Origin of the sequence: Marinagarivorans cellulosilyticus, from assembly GCF_021655555.1 — a bacterium.
Taxonomy (GTDB): Bacteria; Pseudomonadota; Gammaproteobacteria; order Pseudomonadales; family Cellvibrionaceae; genus Marinagarivorans; species Marinagarivorans cellulosilyticus.
Genome location: NZ_AP023086.1, coordinates 4,905,208 through 4,927,673 on the forward strand (window position 1 = coordinate 4,905,208; position 22,466 = coordinate 4,927,673).

Annotated in this window: 15 protein-coding genes; 7 read left to right on the forward strand and 8 right to left on the reverse strand. The window is 44.9% G+C overall.

Translation table 11 applies throughout. The features are described from left to right. Positions 1–73 precede the first annotated feature (73 nt). Positions 74–1,108 (forward strand): transposase, encoded by a 1,035-nt coding sequence (locus MARGE09_RS20025; RefSeq protein WP_236984911.1) that lies wholly within the window; start codon positions 74–76, stop codon positions 1,106–1,108. A gap of 194 nt (positions 1,109–1,302) precedes the next feature. Here MARGE09_RS20025 and MARGE09_RS21595 read toward each other — a convergent pair whose 3' ends face one another. Beyond that, positions 1,303–4,008, reverse strand: coding sequence for a cation-translocating P-type ATPase (locus MARGE09_RS21595; protein ID WP_275068736.1), 2,706 nt, complete (start codon positions 4,006–4,008; stop codon positions 1,303–1,305). A 493-nt stretch (positions 4,009–4,501) separates the two neighbouring features. On the opposite strand from MARGE09_RS21595, the gene MARGE09_RS20040 reads away from it, so the two are divergent. Next, positions 4,502–8,146 carry a TonB-dependent receptor gene (locus MARGE09_RS20040; RefSeq protein ID WP_236984912.1) on the forward strand — a complete coding sequence of 1,215 codons (3,645 nt, stop codon included), beginning with the start codon at positions 4,502–4,504 and terminating at the stop codon, positions 8,144–8,146. Between the two features lie 45 nt (positions 8,147–8,191). Here the strand turns inward: MARGE09_RS20040 and MARGE09_RS20045 are convergent, their stop codons facing one another. After that, positions 8,192–8,881, reverse strand: a complete 690-nt coding sequence (locus tag MARGE09_RS20045; protein WP_236984913.1) for a VIT1/CCC1 transporter family protein — start codon at positions 8,879–8,881, stop codon at positions 8,192–8,194. A 201-nt stretch (positions 8,882–9,082) separates the two neighbouring features. Here MARGE09_RS20045 and MARGE09_RS20050 point away from each other — a divergent pair, with 201 nt between their 5' ends. After that, a complete protein-coding gene (locus MARGE09_RS20050) occupies positions 9,083–9,400 on the forward strand; it encodes a hypothetical protein (RefSeq protein ID WP_236984914.1) in 318 nt (105 codons plus the stop codon). A gap of 70 nt (positions 9,401–9,470) precedes the next feature. Here MARGE09_RS20050 and MARGE09_RS20055 read toward each other — a convergent pair whose 3' ends face one another. Next, complete coding sequence (locus MARGE09_RS20055) at positions 9,471–10,229, reverse strand: DUF3581 family protein (RefSeq protein ID WP_236984915.1); 759 nt, start codon at positions 10,227–10,229, stop codon at positions 9,471–9,473. A 150-nt stretch (positions 10,230–10,379) separates the two neighbouring features. Between MARGE09_RS20055 and MARGE09_RS20060 the strand changes: the two genes are divergently transcribed. From MARGE09_RS20060 to MARGE09_RS20075, 4 genes are all read left to right on the forward strand, one after another. After that, positions 10,380–12,032, forward strand: coding sequence for a DUF342 domain-containing protein (locus tag MARGE09_RS20060; RefSeq protein ID WP_236984916.1), 1,653 nt, complete (start codon positions 10,380–10,382; stop codon positions 12,030–12,032). 24 nt (positions 12,033–12,056) lie between these two features. Beyond that, positions 12,057–12,485 carry a CBS domain-containing protein gene (locus MARGE09_RS20065; RefSeq protein WP_236984917.1) on the forward strand — a complete coding sequence of 143 codons (429 nt, stop codon included), beginning with the start codon at positions 12,057–12,059 and terminating at the stop codon, positions 12,483–12,485. Positions 12,486–13,397: 912 nt separating this feature from the next. Continuing rightward, positions 13,398–14,729 carry a GDSL-type esterase/lipase family protein gene (locus MARGE09_RS20070; protein ID WP_236984918.1) on the forward strand — a complete coding sequence of 444 codons (1,332 nt, stop codon included), beginning with the start codon at positions 13,398–13,400 and terminating at the stop codon, positions 14,727–14,729. Between the two features lie 17 nt (positions 14,730–14,746). After that, the gene (locus MARGE09_RS20075) at positions 14,747–16,336 is read left to right on the forward strand and encodes a PKD domain-containing protein (protein WP_236984919.1); all 1,590 of its coding nucleotides are present in this window, start codon (positions 14,747–14,749) and stop codon (positions 16,334–16,336) included. Between the two features lie 358 nt (positions 16,337–16,694). Here MARGE09_RS20075 and MARGE09_RS20080 read toward each other — a convergent pair whose 3' ends face one another. The 5 genes from MARGE09_RS20080 to MARGE09_RS20100 form a co-directional block, all read right to left on the reverse strand. Further along, the gene (locus MARGE09_RS20080; RefSeq protein ID WP_236984920.1) at positions 16,695–17,531 is read right to left on the reverse strand and encodes a peptidase MA family metallohydrolase; all 837 of its coding nucleotides are present in this window, start codon (positions 17,529–17,531) and stop codon (positions 16,695–16,697) included. 279 nt (positions 17,532–17,810) lie between these two features. Beyond that, positions 17,811–18,260 (reverse strand): hypothetical protein, encoded by a 450-nt coding sequence (locus tag MARGE09_RS20085; RefSeq protein WP_236984921.1) that lies wholly within the window; start codon positions 18,258–18,260, stop codon positions 17,811–17,813. Between the two features lie 483 nt (positions 18,261–18,743). Next, the gene (locus MARGE09_RS20090; protein WP_236984922.1) at positions 18,744–19,778 is read right to left on the reverse strand and encodes a transposase; all 1,035 of its coding nucleotides are present in this window, start codon (positions 19,776–19,778) and stop codon (positions 18,744–18,746) included. 90 nt (positions 19,779–19,868) lie between these two features. Beyond that, positions 19,869–20,183, reverse strand: coding sequence for a hypothetical protein (locus MARGE09_RS20095; protein ID WP_236984910.1), 315 nt, complete (start codon positions 20,181–20,183; stop codon positions 19,869–19,871). Positions 20,184–20,411: 228 nt separating this feature from the next. After that, complete coding sequence (locus tag MARGE09_RS20100; RefSeq protein ID WP_236984923.1) at positions 20,412–22,466, reverse strand: SMC family protein; 2,055 nt, start codon at positions 22,464–22,466, stop codon at positions 20,412–20,414.

The window sequence follows — 22,466 nt, forward strand, 5'->3', positions numbered from 1 at the left end:
AAACGGTAATGCAAAAATCTCGGTGATTGGCTATACCTAAATGACTAGGTAGTGTTTATCACTGAGGTTTTTTATGACTCAAGCGCGTAGAACATTGATCTCTTTAGATCAGACCAGCTGGTTCCATATTTGCTCACGTTGTATTAAACGCTCATTTCTCATGGGCGAAGATAAATACAGCGGTAAAAACTATGAGCATCGTCGCGAATGGATATCGGATAAACTTGCTGAACTTGGGGATATATTTGCGTTAGACATCGCAGCATACGCAGTATTGTCAAATCACTATCATTTGGTACTGCATATTGATGCGGAAAAAGCAGCAGGGTGGAGTGATAAAACGGTTATTCGACGTTGGATGATGTTATTCAAAGGGAATGAATTAGCCCTTAAAGTGTTAAGAAATCAGCCTATCAATGAAGCGGAGCAATATCTTGTCGATGACCTTGTTGCTGAGTGGCGTAAACGTTTGAGCAGCATTAGCTGGTTTATGCGTTGTTTAAATGAGCATATCGCACGACTCGCAAACGCGGAAGATAAATGCACTGGCCGTTTTTGGGAGGGGCGTTTTAAAAGCCAGGCTTTACTCGACGAGCAGGCGATTATTACCTGCATGGCATATGTCGATTTAAATCCTGTGCGCGCCGGCATGGCGGAGCTACCAGAAACCAGTGATTTTACGGCTATTCAGCAGCGCATTCAGTCTTTGAATAAACCCGCTAAAAAAGCTAAAGACAAAAAGCCCATTAGGCTGGCCAATTTCTGTAAACCACCTAAAAAGAATCACCTTCCCACTGCCGATTCCGTAGACCAAGGGCAGCGCTCTAAAGGTGTTATTCCCTTTTACTGGCGCGATTATCTTGAGCTCATCGACTGGACGGGGCGAGCTATTCTACCCAATAAGAGCGGCGCCATCGCACTTGCATCACCTAAAATACTCAAGCGTTTGGAAATTAATTGCGATGACTGGCTAGAAAATATGCCCCGCATCGAAACCGATTTTCACCACTGTATCGGCCGTGGCGATGCGATACGCCCCTGCGCCGAAAAGCTTGATCAATGCTGGGTTAAAGGATTAGGCGCCGCTCGGCGATTGTTTGGTTGTTAGAAACTACTCCGTTGTACCGATACCACAAAAATAATTTGTCCCCCCCAACACTCCGCATTAGTTTAAGTGGTAACAACACACAATCCCTCAGCACTTCAGGCTCGGTATTTATGCAGCTTGCATGGTATTTTTAACGCTTTTTGCATAGCGCCAAGAATACCATGCGGCCCCCTGTGAATGTTTGGTGATTAGCGTTATAACCATTTAACGGAAAAGAGCTCTTTTATACCCGACATTACAAAAGTAGGTAGTGCTGCAATCATCAAACTCATCAGTAAATGCTTACCGGAAACAGGAACGGTATTAAATAAAACTGCACCTAAAGGTGAATAAATAATAAGTAAAGTAACACTGGTAGTCGCTAACATAACAGCCAGCAATAACCTATTAGAAAAAGGATTTATTCTAAACATACTTGTAAAGCTTCGCGAATCCAATAGGTGAATGCTAAGAATAAACATTAATGTAATAAACGCCAAAGTTTGAGCATAGGCAGTACTAGCACCCAAACTTAGCGCAAAGGCAAATAAAGCATACACGATACCGCCATGTACTAATCCACGCACTAATATTCTGGCACCTAAGCCACCGGCAAAGAAACTTTCGTTTCGCTTGCGTGGTTTACGCCGCATTATGTCTTGCTCCTGCTTTTCCCAACCTAAACACAAGCTAGGCAAGGCATCGTTAAACAGGTTTATCCACAGAATCATAACGGCAGTTAATGGCACCAAGGGGTTATCACCTAAAAGTAAGAATGCAAACATCACACAACTCACTTCAGAGACATTAGCTGTTAGCGCCGCGCGTAAATACTTACGTAAATTATCGTAAATTCTTCGCCCCTGCCGTACAGCAGTTACGATAGTAGAAAAATTGTCATCAAGTAAAACCAAGTCGGCAGAATCTTTGGCAACTTGAGTACCGGCAATTCCCATGGCGACACCAATATCGGCATTACGTAATGCTGGCGCATCATTTACGCCGTCGCCAGTCATAGCAACGACTTCATCGTTCGCTTGCAAGGCTTTTACTATGCGCTGTTTATGCTCTGGGGATACCCGTGCAAAAACAGTCGTCTTAGGCGCTAATGTTTGAAGTTCACGATCGCTAATTTCTTCGAGCTCTGGGCCGGTTAATACAAGTTCATCGGCACTGCGGCGAATCCCCAAGTCCTCGGCAATGGCTTTTGCTGTCGCGGCGTGATCGCCAGTTATCATTACTGTGCGCACCCCAGCATCTGCACACTGCGCAACAGCATCGACGACCTCTGGACGGGGCGGGTCAATAATGCCATGCATCGCTAAAAAACACAGGCCTTGCTCATGCTCCGATTGCGCTTTTTCAAGATCGGCCTTATCTATTTCGACAAAAGCCAGCGCCAATGTCCTTAATGCGCGGTCACCAAATTTAGCAATACCGCTGGCCACCTCTTGTTGTAACTCTGGTGTTAGCGCTTGCGCTTCACCACCCCAATAGATTGCATTACTGCGTTTAAGCAACACATCCGGGGCGCCTTTCGCAACAAGCCAATACCGCCCATGCGGGCCACGTACAATTGTGCTTGCCATTTTTCGCTTGGAATCGAAAGGAAAACTTTTTAATACACTAAAACCTTCCTCCATTAGTGCTTTCTGATAAATACCCGCCTTAGCGGCCGCAACAACCAAAGCTCCTTCGGTGGGATTGCCCTCAATACTGTACTGCTGACCTTTGTGCGTAAGCTGAGCATCGTTGCAAATTGCGGAAATAATTAAACCGTACTTCAACTCATCGGTTTTTTCTAAATCAAGCTCGTTTTTCTCTTCATCTAAAAATCGACCTTTGGGCTCAAAGCCTTGGCCTGTTACATCAAAACTTCGGCCACCGCTCCAATAGGCAACAACCTGCATTTGGTTCTGAGTAAGCGTACCTGTTTTATCCGAACAAATAACTGTAGTGGAGCCTAAGGTTTCAACAGAAGATAACTGCCTAACCTGCGCCCGGCCTTTTGCCATTTGGTTAGCGCCCATCGTTAGTACAACAGTTACTACTGTCGGTAAACCTTCAGGGATTGCCGCAACACAAAGCGATATACCGGTACGCAGCATTTCGATCCAATCTGCACCATTGGAAATTCCAATACCAATAACACACGCCACAGAAGCCACCGCAATCGCAATTAATGCGCGCGAAAGTGCATGTAATCGCCGCTGCATGGGTGTATCGACCGTTTCGGCCGACTGCATCAAATGCGCAATATGGCCTACTTCGGTGTCCATTCCAGTCCCAACAACAACCCCAATACCATTGCCGCCACTGACTATCGTACTCATAAACGCCATATTCACACGATCACCAATACCCAGCTCCGGCGCATGGAGGGTATCGCTGTGTTTTTCTGAAGGTTCAGACTCCCCCGTCAATGCAGATTCATCAATGCTTAGCTGGTTGGTACTCAATAAACGTAAATCAGCCCCCACCACATCACCCGCATTAAGCTTTGTAATATCACCAGGTACTAAGCTTTTAACCGGTATTTTTTGCCATTCACCATCGCGTAAAACCAAGGCGTTAGGGGCACCCATCTCTCGCAGCGCGTCAAGAGATTTCTTAGCACTCATTTCCTGAATAAACGTGATCAGTGCATTCGCCAATACAATCACCAAAATCGCAATGGCATCGATCATGTGCCCACCAGCACCAGAAAGCACGCCGCCAATGGCCAACACAATTAACATAGGGTTTTTAAATTGAATTAAAAATAGCATCATGGCAGATATACTCTGCGCTTCGCTTAATTCATTGGTGCCGTATTGCACTAAACGCTGCTCGGCAGCGTCAACCGTTAACCCTGCATCGGTATTGCTATTTAACTGCTGTAAAGCCTCATCACCACTATGGTTAAACCATTTCATCATCATTGCCCTCGCGCTTAACCTATTTAAGGGCATCTCTAAAAATGCACTTTTTCCGCGATAGCGGCATCAGCTCCGTCCTCGAGTCCTCATTTACAGCACGTAAACTGTGGCTCTCCGGGCGGTGCTTCTTTACTCTCACAAAAAAATTACTATTTTTAGAGGTGCCCTTAAGTTAATAAGTTGCCGAAATACCCCATACCAGCAACAACTGCACCACAAACACCATCACCAGTTACAACGCCTATGGACCAACAACGATACCGCAGGCTTAGTACATTATCATTACACCTCAACAGAGCTAGCTGCCCCTAACGTTTATAACAGGCATAAAACTAGCCGCTTGCGACTGCCAGTATCCTTTATTTGTATAAGACCGCAATTCTAAGCTCAAAAGACAACCCGCTTATAGTTTTAAATGTTTTAAATTTTAGCTTTTATTAAATATACCACTATGCTGTCGCTCCACGCCCGCACATGCCAAGTTAGAGAATTTGATATGCCTAATAACAACCCATTGAACTTCAAAATGGGATTTTACCTACGCCCTTCGGTAGCCATTTTTATCGCCGCGTTATACAGCCCTGCATTATCAGCACAAGGGCAACCCGCTGCCCCGAGCAACGGTGCACAAACCGTCGCCGGCGATGCCCCCACAACAATACAAAAAGCCGGCAAAAAAAATCAGCGATTAGAAGAAACAGTGGTAATCGGTGCAAAAAATAACATTATTAGCGCGCAAGCAATTAAAAGGGAATCAGATACCCTAGTAGATGCAATATCTGCTGAAGATATCGGCGTATTGCCCGATTACAGTGTTTTAGACTCCATGCAACGCATACCTGGCATTGCCATGGAACGCTTTGCCGCCAGCAACGACCCAGACCACTTTAGCGCACAATCGTCGGGGGTTACTGTAAGGGGAATGAAGCAATCGCGCTCAGAATTTAATGGCAGAGACACCTTCACCGCCAACCAGGGCCGGGCACTCTCGTACCAAGATGTGCCGCCCGAGCTTATGGGTAGTATTGAAGTCTATAAAAACCAAACTGCCGACATGATAGAGGGAGGCTTAGGCGGCACAGTTAGCTTAAATACTCGCAAACCTTTTGATTCAGACGAACGCATATTATCGTTTAGTACCAACGTTTCTTACGGGGATCTCGCGCGGCAATACGGCCCGACGTTTTCCGGTTTATACAGCGATACTTTTGCAACCCGTAAAGGCGAGTTTGGCCTGTTAATTAATTATGTAAAATCAGAGCTCTATAGCGAATCGCACGGCGTACAAAGCGCAACCTATTTAGAAACCTTAGCGAAGAACTTACTACCGCGCGACCCAGCTAATGCCCAGTTTGACCCAGGGGCCGAAGGCCAGCGCGTTGCAGATTTTATTGCTGACGACGAACAAGGCACGGTGTGGGTACCCAGCTCGGCGAATGCTATTATCAAATCCGATGAACACCAACGTACTGGCATGACTGCCGTTTTACAGTATAAAAACCCAGATAATAGCTTTAATGCTACCCTCGAATATATTAGCTCTGACTCCCAACTAACCTGGGTGGAAAAAGCCATAAAATACAGCGGCGGATTTTTTCGCTTGGGCAGCCGACAAACACGCCCGCTAGATGGCACCTATCTTACGCTTGACGATGACGGCCTATTTTTAGCCGGCACTCTCACCACCGATAAAACAGGTTTTCGCACTGGCCGCTCGGGCAACTCTAGGGTTCCAAGCCACCTTGTTATGCCACAGTGGGGCCCAAGCCATGTTATGGATAGCCGCGTAAACGATTTATCATCACACGTTCAAGATACCTCTTTTAAAGCCGAGTGGAAGCCCAGCGAAAATTTTAAACTTATTAGCGATATACAATACGTCACCGCAAAAACCGCTAACGACGATGTATCTGTTCATATTTCCACTTGGTTAAATACGCAATTCGACGCGAGGGGCAATTTACCCAGCGTACACTACCTAGACCCTTGGCAAGGCATACGCGATGCTACCCGGGAAGACGATGCACAAGAAGGCGGGCTAGACAATAATATTTGGGACGCCATTGACGAAAAGGGTAATCCTAGCTTCCCAGGCTTTGGCGGCGACCCAGCCGGTGACCGCAATTATTTTCAAGATTTAAATTCATCGCTATGGCAATCGAGCATGGATCACTACGAGCGCTCAAATGGTGAATCCATCGCCTTGCGTTTAGATAGCGAATATGAATTTAATGACGCCAACAATGCCATTAAAAAAATCAGCGCAGGCATTCGCTTTGCCGAGCGGCAGCAAGTTGTGCGCTCCACAGGCTGGAACTGGGGTGCAATAGCGCCATCATGGCAAGGCAGTAATACGGGTGATTGGACCCCAAAAACACCAGACGAAGTTGCAGCCGAAATTACAGCAGAAGAAATTAAACGCGGCGAACCCTTAACAAATTGGGAAAAAAGGTTTGTCGGTTTGCTCGGCCAAGGCATTGGCTGGCTATCAGATATCGAATCTCAGCAAGATGGCCTAGAACTGGTAGATTGGTCTAACTTTATGGGTGGCAATGTTGTGCATATTCCCGGCGACCAAACTATTCATGCCAGCGAAGCCTTAATTAGCTCTGTATCTAGCGTTAACCCCGAGCGTTACTTACGCCAATCCAGAGTATCGCCCGATAATTGGCAGCCCCTTACCGCACGGGAAGGGCTAGAGGCCAAATACGGCATGTTTACGCCCGACGAAATAAACACCACAACAGAAACCCGCCACGCTTTATTTGCGCGGCTAGATTTTGGCGGTAACAACCACTTAAATTATTCCGGTAATGTTGGTTTGCGTTACGTAACCATGCAAAGACGAGCACAAGGCGAAGTTGTATTCCCGCTGTTAGATCCCGGCGGGCAAGGTGAAACATACCCGCTGCCAGATAATTTAAGCCTACCTTTAACGCCAGAATCAGTAGATGCTTATTTTAACCAACAAGTAGCAAGCGGTGAGTATCAAAATTACTACCAAGCAACAGAAGCATTAAAAAATTACTGGGTTAGAAACCCTTACTACTATTTATCCGATGATCAACGAAGTTTTGGCTCTGTAAAAAATAAAACCACAGGGAAGTACGAGCAAGTTATTCGCCCAGTAGATACCAAAACCCGCTACAACATTTGGCTACCAAGCTTTAATATTAAAGTGGACTTAACGCCCGACCTGGTTGGACGCTTTGCATTTGCAAAAGCCGTAGCATTTCCAGATATGGGCGACGTACGCAACAGAACAGTATTTGAAAACCCTAAAAGCTGGGAATTTATCAATACCTATCGCACGGTTGAATCCGAAGGCAATAATATCAAGTTGCTCGAAAGCGTGAGCCTGCCAGAAGATGCCAATGGCGCAGCCTGGGTTGGCGAGGGTGGCAATCCCTTTATGGAACCGATGGAATCATTACAATATGACTTTTCGCTGGAATGGTACTTTTCTGATGCTGGCCAACTAAGCGCCGCTATTTTCCATAAAAACCTAAGTAATTATTTTGCGCCTGGCATTATTTACCGTGAATTCACCCAACCAGAAAGCCAAGCTACACAAGTCGCAGCCATTACCAGTAAACGCAACGGCGGCGATGCTAAGCTCGATGGCCTAGAGCTTACCTACCAGCACTTTTTTAGCGGCATGCTTGAAGGTTTTGGCGTACAGTCTGCCTTTACTTACGTCGATGCCAATAGCGTACCGAATAACGTGCAAAGAATTGAAAATGAATCTTGGTATTTATCCCTCTACGAGGATACCGGCATTCGCGTTAATTACGACAAGCTTCCGCTGGAAGGGCAATCAGATAAAATCGTCAATATTACAGCTATGTACGAAAACGAAGCCTGGAGCGCAAACTTATCGTATAACTGGCGCTCGGAGTATTTATTAACTACGCGTGATGTCACCACCAAAGCGCCTATTTGGCTCGACGCACTAGGGGAGCTAAACGGCTCTATTTTTTACTCCATAAATAACCATTTTACAGTGGGCGTGCAAGCAAAAAATATAACCAACGAAGTCGCCAAAACAAGCATGGTTTTAAATGACGAATTATTAACAACGGGACGATCCTGGTTTGTTGCCGATCGCCGTATTGCACTTGTGCTTAAAGGGCAGTTTTAAAAAAGGGCTAACACGTACAGCACCTTAACAAATTGCGGCCACACATTAAGTAGCTACACCAAAAATGTGGCCAACAACCGCAGTCAGCACCATAGCAAGCGCGCCCCAAAAAGTGACGCGCATTGCACCAACAGACATAGCGGCGCCACCAGCGCGTGCAGCCAATGCACCTAATACCGCTAAAAACACGAGCGAAGCACCACAAACAGCCGCTATTAATACAACCGTTGGTACAAGCCAAGCTACCAACAAAGGAAGTGCAGCACCAATAATAAAGGTGACCGCCGAAGACAGCGCCGCCAATACGGGGCGCGCACTCGCGCTTTCAGAAATGCCAATATCATCGCGAATGTGCGCACCTAGGGCATCGTGCGCCATTAGCTTTTCTGCTACTCGGCCGGCAAGCGTAGGGCCCAATCCCCTGCCTTGGTAAATTTCCGCTAACTCTTGTTTTTCGAGTTCAAAATTATTCTCTAGTGAGCGTTTTTCAATGGCGATATCGGCTTTTTCTGTGTCCAATTGTGAGCTTACAGATACATATTCACCAGCCGCCATAGACATAGCCCCCGCCACTAAACCGGCAACCCCGGCCAGAAGAATACCCTCCTGTGTAGCACCCGCCGCTGCCACACCAACAATAAGGCTGGCCGTCGATACAATGCCATCATTAGCGCCCAATACCGCTGCCCGCAACCAACCAACACGATGCGAGCGATGCATTTCATGTAGTTTCATGCCTAACCCCTATAGTTTTATATGGCGAAGGGCACATCATCTACAGCCCCCTGCGCAGTGCAACTCAGCTTCAGCTTTATTACTACAAGCCACCATAATCGAATTGTAAAAGCTCGTAAAACATTCGTGTTAACGATGGTATTAGAAATGCCATCAACCTAGAATCGCCGTTACAGGCCAATATATAGGTGAATAAAAATCATGGATAGTGGAGAAATTATTTTGAATGCACTGGGTGTTAACCAAAAAGCTGAAAGCGAATTAATCAGCATAGCCATACACTATGAAATTTTATTTAAGCAGCGTCTTAACTGGATTATAGATACTGGCCAATGCATACAGGTACTCAACCAACTGACAGGCAGCGACAACAAAGACCTACAAGAACGCATATTACGCTTTCATAAAGCACTAAATGTTGCAGAAAAAAAGTATTTGGCCAAAAAAGGGCTAACCTTCCCATTCGGCAATAAACGATCTGTTAACGCCCGAAGCATGCAGAAAAACAGCGCAAATTAGCTGCGCTATAACTGCAACTGCGATGAATAGCTCGGCCCGCACCCGATAGCACTAAGCCTATGCCAAAAACCTACAACACCCGACTATTATAGCGCTCGATAAGCTCATCCATTGCGGCTTTATCGTAATCGACAATACCGGAAACAAGCATAATCTTTTCACCTTTTCCGACAACCTCATCGCCATCTTTCCAAGTGAAGGGTAATGTGAAGCTGCCGCGCTTGCCTTCGGAAGTAAAAATCGGAGCGAGTGACTCTAAAATAGGGTTTTTAATGTCGGTGCGGTCGAAGTGTACCGACATGCTCTGGTACATCACCATCGGCCGCTTAGGATTTATCATCACATCCTGAGCCGACATAGTAGGTACCAAAATATGAGGAAAAGCTTCGCCAGAAAAAGCCACATACTGCTTAATAATACTTTCGATAGTACTAGGGTCGGTATTGTTTTCGCCAGAGCGCGACACCGTTACATACGTTTTGCTCTCATCAGAAAACGCCAGTGTGGCTGATGGCTCTGGCAAAGTGATTACCGATTTTTCTGTAATCATATTATCGAACGAGAACTGCATATTTTGTGATATGCCGTACCTTAATAAAACAACCGCAAATAATAGGTCGCCAGGTACACAAAAGCGCTTAGCGTCGGCGTTGTGCAGTGGGTTGTAATCCCCTGCGATCTCTTTTGCAAACCGGCTAGCCTGTTCGCGGGTAAAAGACAAAGTATTATTATTGAGTTGGTAAAAGTCGCTAAGCATCATCAAGTGGTCTAGTAAGCAGAAAAAGGCTGCGAATATTACGCTTTTGGCGCCGCTTTTACAAACCAACAAGCGCTACTTTCCACCTCAAACAACCCTTTAGGGTTAAAGGTATCTCTGTAAGCTGCCCACACGGCGGATAAACCCAGCTTAAGGCTGAGCAATTGCAGAAGCCATGGGATTTAACAGCAGGTTTTAGCTTTATGTACTATACATTGAGTTATGACCGATACTCCGCCAGAAACCAGCGCAAATAGACCAGCGCCCAGCTACCGCCTGCACTATGACCAGAGCGCAAAAGCACTTATTGGTGTAGTGCATGCAAAAGCCAGCACGTTTGTTTCGCACGAACATTTAAAGCCGAAAATTAAAGCCCTAGGTTGCGAGCAATTTTATTTTATTGAGCACGGCATAGAACGATTTCTGCAAAAACTTAAAAAAGGCGAGATCGGCCACTACACCCTAGCCGAAAAACGCGATGCCAGTATTCACGTTAGCGTATCAGCCGATAAACTGTCTGCCCGCGCACAAACGACTATCGCCTATGGCGGCGCCCCATTAAGCCTTGAACAAATTCTTCAAGCAATTAAAGCAGTACAAATTACCAGTCACTGCATCGATAAAACCCAAATAGCTAAGCTCGTAAATAGTACTAAGGACGCAGACATAATATTTGCTAACGCAATACCGCCACAGCACGGGCAAGATGCCAAGCTTGTCCCCCTAGTTAAAAGCGCCTTAAGCGTGGTAAAAGACACCAACAAAGCCACCAATATTGACCAACACGAGATATTTGAATTTGTCGTTGTAGAACAAGGTCAAGCCTTAATGCAGCGCATACCCGCAACCGAAGGTACAGCCGGTATTACGGTTACCGGCAGGACCATTAAAGCTAACCCCGGTAAAAACAAAACTTTTACAAAGCCTTTTATTGGGGTAGAGCCAAGCCCTGATGATGCCAACATATTACAAGCCGCTATTAAAGGCCACCCAGTTATAAGCTCTACCGGCGTACGCGTTGACCCAGTAATGACGATTAAAGCCGTTGATATTCACAGTGGTAATATCCACTACGATGGCAGTCTTTATGTTCAGCAAGATATTAATAGCGGTTACAAAATAGCCGTAACCGGCGATGTTATTGTTAAGGGCAGCATATACCAAGCCTGCATCGAAGCCGGCGGTAATATAATTGCCGGCGGTGGCGTACATGCCAAAATTAACGGGGATAACGCCAACTGCACATTAACGGCAAAAGGCGACATTCAAGCCAAATTTTTCCACCAATGCCAAGTGCACAGCCAAGCCAATGTACACGCCCGTGAATATATTATGCAATGCCAAATACAAGCCGCAAATAGCATTAATGCGGGCCAAGATGGCGGAAAAGGCGCAATTATTGGCGGCACTTGCCGCGCAGGTCAGCGAGTGCATGCAAAAATACTGGGGAACGATGCCTATCTAGCTACACACATTATTATTGGCGCACAAGAACACCCCAACCCCGAAGCGCAGCAACTAAAAACAAAAATTAAGCGCCGCTATGATGAACAAAAACAGCTCCGCAGTATTCTAAATAAAATACAAAACCAGAATGCCCCCACTAGAGTAGGCCAAGTTACCCTGGATAAGGCTCGAAAAATAGAAGATACATTACTGCTAATTCAACAACAAATTACAACCCTTGAGAGTCATTTAAAAATACATTCATCGGAACAGCTCAATAACCTGCCGTTACAAGTTATTGTCGACAATATTGCCTACCTAAATGTGCAAGTCGTTATTGATGGTGCAAGCTGGAAATGCACCGAAGAAAAACGCCGATTTAAAATTAACTTGTTTCAACATACATTGCAGATAAGCCCACTCACCTAGTGCTTACTACATAAAGGATAAATTATGCACGTTGCCAATATTATGACCAAAAAAGTACATACTGTTGCCCCTGAAGATTGCCTATCGACATTAAATGATATTTTTTTAAATGTAACCTATCGGCATTTATTAGTTGAAAAACATGGGCGACTGGTAGGCGTAATATCTGACCGCGATACACTAAAACACCTAAGCCCGTTTATAGGCCAGCAACTAGAGCGCAAAGAAGATCGCAATCAACTAAATCTAAAAGTAAGCGATATTATGTCTACCCGGCTAATTACTGTAGACCCAGAAACACTCATCGATTCGGCATCTATATTATTGCTCGAAAACAACATCAGCTGTTTACCCGTAATTAAAGGCGATATGAAAATTGATGGCATTCTAAGCTGGAAAGATATTTTGCAATACCATGTTTATGGTGAGGACAAGTTACAGGCTCTATCCTAACGCTGCATTAGCTTTTCTGCCCAGATGCTTTTAGAGTGTTATTTATAGCTTTGAACGGGTATTTTTCGGATTGATGCTAGTAACACTAGGTGAGATCCAGAAAAATTGAGTACGACGCTAGAAAAGCTGCTAATGCCGCTATAGAAGCAGCGAAGCGACTCTGAGCCAAAAGTTAATGCAGCGTTAGGGTTTATCTAGCGGGGCTAGTTATCAATTAGCGCCATGTTTATTTTTAGCTGGATTATGGCGCGGGTTAAAGCGGGGAGTGTATTTTGAAGGACTGGGGCGCAATACAGGGCAATTATTACCCTGTGTACGCTAAAGGCGTAGTTTCAACAACGGCTATGCCCTTCAGGAATAAATCCGTCCAGTTTAAAAGCGCTAAACGCCTCATCACAATATTTACCACGTCCTATACCCTTTAACTTTTAATCTTTTAATCTTTTAATCTTTTAAACTTTTAAACTTTTAAACTTTTAAACAATTAGTAGTCGTATGCGATTGACGCAACAGACGGGTTCGGCCTGAACTAATTACAATTTCACTGCAAACGCCAATATCACCTCGCGACAATAGAACGCGCCAAATAATTAACCTGCACCAACGGCCTACGTCGCCCTGGCGAAACTTCTGCAATTATTCTTCTAAACAAGGTCCGTTCAAACTATTAGGCATAACGGTACTTTTATTTTTATTGGATCAGCTATTTTTGATCGCATCATTCTCATTTTCGGCCGCCAAATATGCGCATTTAATTACACATATGGCCACGGTAATTTTTCACCCGAAAAAATATGACGCACTCGACTTTAATTGCGCGCGAATAGATTGATTAGGTTACATCAGCGGGGTAAATAACTAAGAACCCAATCATTAGTACATAACAATTATAGAATTTAGGACGCGGCAATAATGAAATACCTTACGCTAACGCCTTTTATATTGGCGCTTTGCGCTTGCACTGGGGCACAGCACGAAGCAACATCGGCAATTAATGCTTCGTCCTCCGTTTTAGCGGCTAGCTCTTCGGTAGCATCGCTCTCCAGTTCGTCGTCGATTTCGTCAACTTCAAGCAGCGAAGCGCCACAACCAATCACCTTTATCGAGGAGTCAGACCAAGCCTTTTGTACATTCAATGGTGCAATTGAAATCGATCACACAGGCTTCACTGGGGATGGTTACGCCAATGCCAGTAACGCGCTAAACGCGGCGCTGACGTGGTCTATTCAACTTGATGAGCCGGGCAACTATAGTTTAGACATTCGTTTTGCCAACGGCGGCGCGACAGATCGCACGGCAACGTTTACCGCCAGCGGAAAAAGCCAAAGCCTAGCTTTTCCGGCGGGCAGCGGTTGGACCGATTGGCAAACGCAAACGCTTAACGTCTCACTAAACGCAGGCAATCACCTGCTAACGCTTACCCCCCAAACATCGGCCGGGCTTGCCAATATAGACTCCCTTAGCATCAAAGGGCCTTCCATAGCCCAGCCAGGCATGTGCCCCGCTCAAGCGCCCATTGCTGTTTGGCTTGCCGGCGACTCGACGGTAGCCAATGGCCAAACACCCTGCCCTGTAGGTTGGGGTAAAACACTCCCCGAATACTTCAACGACAAAGTGACGGTACACAACCGAGCTGTAGGCGGGCGCAGTGTGCGCACCTGGCTTTACGATGTTAGTGATCGAATGGCTAGTGACGGTGAGTGCGCCATTAGCTACGCCAACGGCAGCCCCGTTTTGCAACAGCGCTGGACTTCAATGCTCAATGAGATGAAAGCGGGTGATTGGCTATTCATACAATTTGGCATTAATGATGGCTCGCGCACCTGCCCGCGTCACGTTGGGCAAACCGCCTTCCGTGATGCCTACTCCTATATGGCAAACGAAGCTATTGCCCGCGGAGCAAACCCAGTGCTGGTAACGCCAGCACCGATGATCCGCTGCAGTGGCAGCACTGCTGTTGCCAACCGTGGCTTTATTGATGCGGTTAAAAGTGTTGGCGAACAACTGAATTTGCCGGTAATTGACCTGCACCAGCTCGGCATCGACCGTTACAACCAGCTTGGCTTCTGCCCAGTAGAAGGCGGCGATGTGTCGGCCAGTACAGGCGGCGAGGTTGGGGCATATTTTTGCAACGATCACACCCATTTTGATACCCCGGGCGCTCGCGACATCGCCGCAATAATAACCAATGCACTGGGCGCACAGGGCTTGTCTTTAGCTGACTACCTGCTTCCTAACAATTAAGTTCAAAGGAAATTTCAATGCAATACTTTGGCAACATCACCGCAAGCAACATCACCACAAAAACCCCACGCCGAGGCTTCTGGCTTGGCGCCATCACACTCAATTTACTTGTTGGAATGGCAGGGTGCGATGGCCAATCCGTTACTCAGGATTCCTCCAGCTCGGCACCTGTGGCCAGCCAAACGGCTCACAGTAGTAGCCTGCCGAATTCGAGCAGCGCGTTAAGCTCAAGTAGCTCGTCCATGGCCATGCTTAATACGCAGGTTACCCTGCAAGAACAGTCAAAAGGCATGTGTTTAATAGAGGGCATAGTAGAGGCCGACCATGATGGTTTTGTCGGCGCAGGTTATGCCAATGCCAACAACGAAATAGGCGCTGCAGTTGTTTGGCATGTGCGTGTACTAACCCCAGGCCAACACACCTTCACACTGCGCTACGCCTATGGCGGTGCTGGTGCCCGCGATGGCGAAATTAGCGTGAACGGACAAGCCATGGAAACACTCAGCCTGCCATCAACACAAGCGTGGGACAATTGGCAGGAACAAACGATTAACCTCGACTTAGCCTACGGTGGCAATACTATCCGTTATGCTGCGACCGGCGCCGGTGGCTTAGCGAATATCGACTCACTCACAATTGAGGGCTACGGCATTGAGCAAGGCAACTGTGCCTCTGCCGATATTATTATCGACGGCGGAGCCGCAATGCCGCAGGTTCCAACCACCATTCGAGCCGCCACCTTCGATGCCGGTGCAAGCGAAGTCAGCGGCTACGATTGGGATTTTGGCGACGGCTCGCAAGGCAGTGGCGAAAGCGTTAACCATACATTTAACGATGCTGGTGAATATATTGTCACGCTAACTGTCACCGATATTCACGGTGATCAAACACAGGTTAAACGGCCCGTGCGTGTAACCGACTCACTAGGCCCGGTACGGATATTTATCGCCGGCGACTCGACCGTATCGACCTATAACGATACCTCCAGCCCCAATGATCAGGCCGGTTGGGGGCAAATGTTACACGAGAGCTACAACGATCAAGTCACCGTATTCAACCATGCCGTTGGCGGGCGAACGGCGCGGCGCTTTATTGATGAAGGGCGCCTGGATAGAATCTGGGACGAAGCCAGAGCTGGAGACTACCTACTGGTACAGTTCGGCACGAATGATGGGCATAGGTCGGCAACCTACCAAATCAATGGCCAGCAAATTCCTTATTACCTCGACCCAGCCACAAGCTTTAAAACCTGGCTACAGCGCTATGTCGATGGTGCCCGCAGTCGTGATATCAAGCTAGTGTTTGTCACACCACCACCGCGCAACTCGGCTTATTGTACCGGCGGCAATGGTACCGGTGGCCATGCCCAAGGCATGCGCGAACTGGCCGCCAGCACAGGCACACCATTGGTAGATTTAAATAGAAAGTCGGTGGATTATTTAATGGCCATCTGCCCGGCGCCAACCCCAGAGGATTTCTTTTTGTTACGCGGCAACGGCACCGTTGATGGTACACACTTCCAAGAAAACGGAGCACGCATTATGAGCCGCATGGTAGCCGATGGCATTGGCGAAGCGCAGCTACCACTTGATCAGCATCGGCGCTAGGGTATTGCATAATTGCGTTTTAAAGGGGCAGCTCCCGCTGCCCCAATGCGATCTCCAGCGTTACTGACCATCATTTCGCACGCAGCTGAATAGTGAAATGATTTTTCCCGCTGCATTTATCTTCCCCGATTAAAACGATTACTTGATGCAACGCGAGCAAACATGAAACCAGCTGGTTTGACCAAAAGAAACTTAACGCTCTGCTTGCATACGCCATATAAACACCCCTCAACCATTTTTTTACTTTGTAAAAGTGTAGCTGATGGGTAAGGTAAGACATTACCGGTTATTGGGTGCTGGGTGTTCTATTTTTTATTTTACTTTAATAGCCACCTAGATCTCATGATGGCTATTACATTTAATGTGCATTTTGTATATATTTTGTAAATTCAGACCTTAATGTTTGAATATCTCGCCCGTATTCAGAATAAACGGCTTTCTCAAACCTCTGCCCTGCCAATAACTTTTTTATTAGCTCTTCAAACTGCTGAGGACTTAAGTCATGCAGGTAGTGCACAAGTAATGCTCCAACTTTATATAAAACCCAGTTTACCGTACCATTGCTAACCGCATCACTTGGATCTTCGGTAGTGAACCAAAAGTCTAGGCTCCCTGACAAATACGACTCCCTTTCTTTAACACTCAGAAAACGTTGAATGCTTCGACCTTGCGTGAACTTAGGACCGCCATTAGCAACGAACTCGGCAATCCCCTCTCTAAACCAAAGAGGAATGCCCTCAATATGCGCTCTTTCACCTAGATGCGTATAAAATAAATAGTGAGTTAACTCATGTTTAGTTAATTTAGCAAGAGAGCCCCTGTTAAACGCCCCGGGGGAAAGAAATAGCTTGCCCCAGTAAACTGCTCCCCTAACGTTTTTAGAAAGATAAACATACTCATTAAAAACATCTTGAGATGAGCATATATAGATACTGATTGGCTTTTTAAATTTCGCCCCAAGAGCTACTTCAACGGCTTTTTGACTTTCATCCAAGCTGTTATTCAGGGTAACTGCATATTGCTCCGCTCCTTGTTCGTATTTTATACGCGCGTCACCTTCAAACGTTAAAAATTGATCTGTCGACTTATACTTAGCGTAAATGGCTTTTATCAGTAAAGGCTGTGTAGTTACTAACCCAACAAGGCACATGGTTAGGATTAGCCCTGCCCACATTAGATATTTCTTATACTTCACTTGCTAATCCCTATGAGTGTTTACAGAACAGAATATTTACAGGACATCCAAAACTAATTTATTTTAAGCCTAACTAAATATTTACAGGACATCCAAAAATAATTTGTTTTAAGAGTAATCCTCACCTACGAAAGCCCTCAAACTGTAGATGCCACGATTGAGTAATAATACAATTTTTTCGAAAAAGAGATGGTTTTACTTGAGGTGATGCCTATTAGGCATCAAATATAAACCCACCAACATAATGGGGGCTGCATCATGGGTTCAATAAAGTGGTATCTAACAACCAAACAATCGCCGAGCGGCACCCAATCCTTTAACCCAGCATTGATCGAGTTTTTCTGCGCAGGGCTTTATGGAATCACAGCGGCCAATACAGTGATGAAAATCGGTTTCAATACGGGGCATATTTTCTAGCCAGTCATCGCAATTAATTTCCAAACGCCTGAGTATTTTAGGTGATGCAAGTGCGATGGCGCCGCTCTTATTGGGTAGAATTGCTCGCCCCGTCCAGTCGATGAGCTCAAGATAATCGCGCCAGTAAAAGGGAATAACACCTGTAGAGCGCTGCCCTTGGTCTACAGAATCGGCAGTGGGAAGGTGATTCTTTTTAGGTGGTTTACAGAAATTGGCCAGCCTAATAGGTTTTTTATCTTTAGCTTTTTTAGCGGGTTTATTCAAAGACTGAATGCGCTGCTGAATAGCCGTAAAATAATATTTACAGGACATCCAAAACTAATTTATTTTAAGCCTAATACCCACCGACGAAAACCATCAAACTGTAGGTATCAGGAATGAGTAATTATACAATTTTTTCGAAAAACAGAAGGTTTTGCATGGGGTGATGCCTATTAGACATCAAATACAAGCCCACCAACATAATGGGGCTGTGTCATCAGTTCAATGAAGTGGTATCTAACAACCAAACAATCGCCGAGCGGCACCTAATCCTTTAACCCAGCATTGATCAAGCTTTTCTGCACAGGGTTTTATGGAATCACAGCGGCCAAGAATATTTACAGGACATCCAAAACTAATTTACTTTAAGCCTAATACCCACCGACGAAAACCATCAAACTGTAGATATCACGATTGAGTAATAATACAATTTTTTCGAAAAAGAGATGGTTTTACTTGAGGTGATGCCTATTAGGCATCAAATATAAACCCACCAACATAATGGGCTGTGGTATCGGTACAACGGAGTAGTTTCTAACAACCAAACAATCGCCGAGCGGCACCTAATCCTTTAACCCAGCATTGATCAAGCTTTTCGGCGCAGGGGCGTATCGCATCGCCACGGCCGATACAGTGGTGAAAATCGGTTTCAATGCGGGGCATATTTTCTAGCCAGTCATCGCAATTAATTTCCAAACGCCTGAGTATTTTAGGTGATGCAAGTGCGATGGCGCCGCTCTTATTGGGCAGAATAGCTCGCCCCGTCCAGTCGATGAGTTCAAGGTAATCGCGCCAGTAAAAGGGAATAACACCTGTAGAACGCTGCCCTTGGTCTACGGAATCGGCAGTGGGAAGGTGATTCTTTTTAGGCGGTTTACAGAAATTGGCCAGCCTAATGGGCTTTTTATCTTTAGCTTTTTTAGCGGGTTTATTCAAAGACTGAATGCGCTGCTGAATAGCCGTAAAATCACTGGTTTCTGGTAGCTCCGCCATGCCGGCGCGCACAGGATTTAAATCGACATATGCCATGCAGGTAATAATCGCCTGCTCGTCGAGTAAAGCCTGGCTTTTAAAGCGGCCCTCCCAAAAACGGCCAGTGCATTTATCTTCCGCGTTTGCGAGTCGTGCGATATGTTCATTTAAACAACGCATAAACCAGCTAATGCTACTCAAACGTTTACGCCACTCAGCAACAAGGTCATCGACAAGATATTGCTCCGCTTCATTGATAGCCTGATTTTTTAACACTTTAAGGGCTAATTCATTCCCTTTGAATAACATCATCCAACGTCGAATAACCGTTTTATCACTCCACCCTGCTGCTTTTTCCGCATCAATATGCAGTACCAAATGATAGTGATTTGACAATACTGCGTATGCTGCGATGTCTAACGCAAATATATCCCCAAGTTCAGCAAGTTTATCCGATATCCATTCGCGACGATGCTCATAGTTTTTACCGCTGTATTTATCTTCGCCCATGAGAAATGAGCGTTTAATACAACGTGAGCAAATATGGAACCAGCTGGTCTGATCTAAAGAGATCAATGTTCTACGCGCTTGAGTCATAAAAAACCTCAGTGATAAACACTACCTAGTCATTTAGGTATAGCCAATCACCGAGATTTTTGCATTACCGTTTATCGGGTTTTGGATGTCCTATCTCTTGTTTCCTTTGAATAACATCATCCAACGTCGAATAACCGTTTTATCACTCCACCCTTCTGCTTTTTCCGCATCAATATGCAGTACCAAATGATAGTGATTTGACAATACTGCGTATGCTGCGATGTCTAGCGCAAATATATCCCCAAGTTCAGCAAGTTTATCCGATATCCATTCACGACGATGCTCATAGTTTTTACCGCTGTATTTATCTTCGCCCATGAGAAATGAGCGTTTAATACAGCGTGAGCAAATATGGAACCAGCTGGTCTGATCTAAAGAGATCAATGTTCTACGCGCTTGAGTCATAAAAAACCTCAGTGATAAACACTACCTAGTCATTTAGGTATAGTCAATCACCGAGGTTTTTGCATTACCGTTTATCGGGTTTTGGATGTCCTATCTTTTTTCTTACCGTTTATCGGGTTTTGGATGTCCTATCTTTTACTCCAACACATTTTTGAGCCGAAAGTACACTGGGCTCGTGCCCTAACAATAAAACGGAATCTTGGCAGAAATACTGACCATGCGAAAGACCTACAACCCAGCATCATTAGTAGGGATTTCAATTGGGGATATACAATATGTTTTGTCGTCGATGTGAAGCATGTGAATTTTTTTAGAATCAATACCCTCGATTAATTTTGATATATTAACGTCTTTTTCGTCGTAGTCTCTATCCTGTGATATCGCTAGAATTACTTGCTTTCCGAGTTTAGAACTGTGTGACAACAACTCTTTCATGCTGTCTACTCGCATCTGATGCTGCCCGGGCTCATCCATTAGTAAGAAGCCAGGATGCAAAGATCCCATTTCCAAAAGGCAAAGATAATAAGACCAAATTGATCTTACGAAGTCACTGGCGGAGGAAACATATCGAATATATTGAGGCTCTTGCCCTTCCATAAAGACAATTGGCATAAGCCTGTGAGGGTGCTTATCTTTAATGGTTATATTTCCTACGCCATTACTTTTATAACCGAAGGAGTCTAATAGGGTGATAAATGATCGTTTGAATTTGAATATTTTTCCTTCATCACTAGAAACTAAACCTTTAAGTCTCTTTTCTTCCACATCTAGAATGAAGTATTGCTTACTTAATTCTTTCATCCTGTCTTTAGTGGATTCAAGGTATGAATTAAACTGTTTGATATCGTTAAGACGATTTTTTAACTCTGCTTGAATCTCAAGTTCACCTCGAACTGATTGAGAACTAGGTGAATTTAAGTCTTTATGAATACTATCAAGCTGCGTTCGTTTTAATGCGATACTCTTATCATAATAAGCTAAAACTGATACATACCGCTCTAGTAAAGACTCAGAAGCTTCAATGTACTTTTCATAAGTGGATTTTTGAGATTTAAGAAAAGCAATGCTCTTTTCAATAGTCTCTTTCGAGAGCTCAGCATCTTTTTTGTTCTCAACACTATTTTCACAAACAGGGCACTTAGATGTTGATAGGCTCGCCCAATTTCTGTTAATAGATAACTTCTTAACATCTTGAAAGCCCTGAATGTCGTTTATCGTAGAAGTTAATGAGCTCTTGAAGCTGGTTAACTTTATCTTTTCCTCGGCATATAACCCTGAAGCATCATTCCTTTCAGATATATATGAGGATAGCGATTCTTTTATCTTTTCCCTCGTGCTAATTAAGTCTTTGGAAATATCTTGAGAAGTGTTCGTGAGTTCAATTCGCTTATTAGAAGCGTCAATTTCCTTTTGTATAATTTTAATTACCTGACTAGTCTTAATTTCATTTTCTTCATTGTTTAGTTCAGCTGCATATATTGCTTCGATTTTGTTATCTGTAATTGGCTTGTTCTTATCAAAAATCGACAGGTAGAGTTGAGTTGCTTGAGCTCGATATATCAGATCGTTATCAATTCGCTTCCATTCACCCTTAATCTTATTTTTATCAGCTTTAATTTGATCAAGCTTCATATTTAACTCTAAAGAATTAAGCCCTAGAGAATACTCAACAACCTTTTGTCTAGGGTCTTTAATACCGAAGCTAGGCATCATTGAGAATATATCTGACCATCCTTTTGTCTGCTCAATGAAAGCCAGCGAAAATACATTCTGCATATATAGGGGCTTGGTCGACTCACCGTTAAATGATTCGACATTAAAGATTTCTAAATCATTTACTTCTGCCAGCCATTGATAGAACCCTTGATCACCGTGATCTCTTGCTGAATGGACAAACTTAGGCGTAGTTGTGGTACCATCAAATATTAGTATTTCATTGATAGTGATCTCATCGGATGAGGCTATACGACGTGTAAGTGTGTATTGCTTACCGTTGTTTGCAGTGATGATAAGTGAGCAGCTGGATTCATAAACATGGCAAGGATGACCTTCAAAATTAAGCACTTGATGCAAAGCAGGACTTAGCGCATTAATTCCCTTGCTCCCCATTAGTTGCTCCATTCCTAGGCAGTAATATATGCAGCTAAGAATGGTGGACTTACCGCTGGAGTTGTCACCAGTCAGAATGTTGAGTCCGGGATTAAAACCATACTCAAAACCAAATGGCTTTAGCCCATCTTCTGTTCCTGCAAGAATTTTCGCTGATACTGAGTTGATGTGCAT